This window comes from Wolbachia endosymbiont of Drosophila incompta, assembly GCF_001758565.1.
In the GTDB taxonomy this organism is placed as follows: Bacteria; Pseudomonadota; Alphaproteobacteria; order Rickettsiales; family Anaplasmataceae; genus Wolbachia; species Wolbachia pipientis.
Window position 1 is genome coordinate 1,218,389 of the sequence record NZ_CP011148.1, and the last position, 1,155, is coordinate 1,219,543.

At 37.2% G+C, this 1,155-nt stretch carries 1 protein-coding gene; it reads left to right on the forward strand.

What is annotated here, in order from left to right; all coding sequences use genetic code 11:
- A partial coding sequence (htpG, locus tag WG67_RS05545; RefSeq protein WP_458695020.1) for a molecular chaperone HtpG occupies window positions 1–1,155 on the forward strand: 1,155 nt, incomplete at both ends.

Genomic DNA, 1,155 nt, shown 5'->3' on the forward strand with positions numbered 1-1,155 from the left:
AGAGGAGTCTTGGATCTGGCAATCCAAAGGAGATGGGGAATATTCAATCAGCAAGTCAGATAATCAAGTCCCTCGCGGAACCAAAATTACGCTCATTATGCATCCTGAAGAAAACGAGTTTTTAGATAAATTTCGTGTTGAAAATATTGTCACTACTTACTCTGATCACATAAATTTTCCTGTTGAATTTATAGACGAAGAAGGAAAAAGTGAAAAGTTAAACAGTAAGGCTGCAATTTGGACTAAGCCAAAAAATGACGTTACTCAAGAGGAGCACAACGATTTTTTCCGCAGTGTTGCCCACGTTGGCGGGGAGCCCTGGATGATATTGCATAATAAAAATGAAGGTGCAATAGAATATACAAATTTGCTTTATGTTCCTTCTATAAAACCTTTTGATTTATTCCATCCAGATAGACGTTGCTCTGTTAAGTTATATGTAAATAAAGTATTTATCACTGAAGATAATGTACAGATCATACCGCAGTATTTACGTTTCTTGAAAGGTATTGTTGATTCACCGGACTTACCTCTTAATATCAGCAGAGAAACGTTGCAGAATAATCGTGTTGTTGAGCAAATCAGGAAATCCCTCACTAAACGCGCGATATCAGAGCTCGGTAAAAAGGCAAAAGAGAATTTAGAGGAGTACACAAAATTCTGGACCAATTTTGGTGCAGTATTAAAAGAGGGTCTTTGTGAAGCTATGCCAACTGATGAGAGAGAAGCGCTGCTCTCGATTTGCAGATTTCATAGCACTGGTGATGAGAAATTAGTCAGCATTGATGGCTATATAAGCAGAATGAAGCCTGAGCAGGAGCATATCTATTATCTCACTGGAAATAGCTTGGATTCAGTGAAAAACAGTCCGCAACTTGAGGGATTCGTCAGTAAAGGACTAGAAGTGCTCCTATTTGTTGATCCAGTTGATGACTTTTGGACTAGTGTAATTCATGAATACAAAGATCAGAAAATCAAGTCTGTAACCCGTGCAGATGTTGATTTGGAAAAATTCTCTTCAGAAGAAGATAAGACAGATGAAGAAAATAAATCGAATGAAGAAAAAACTGAGGAAACTATACTGCAATATTTTACCACAGTGCTTGGAGATTCAGTAAAAAGCGTAAAAATTTCCAAAAAATTGACTGATAGTCC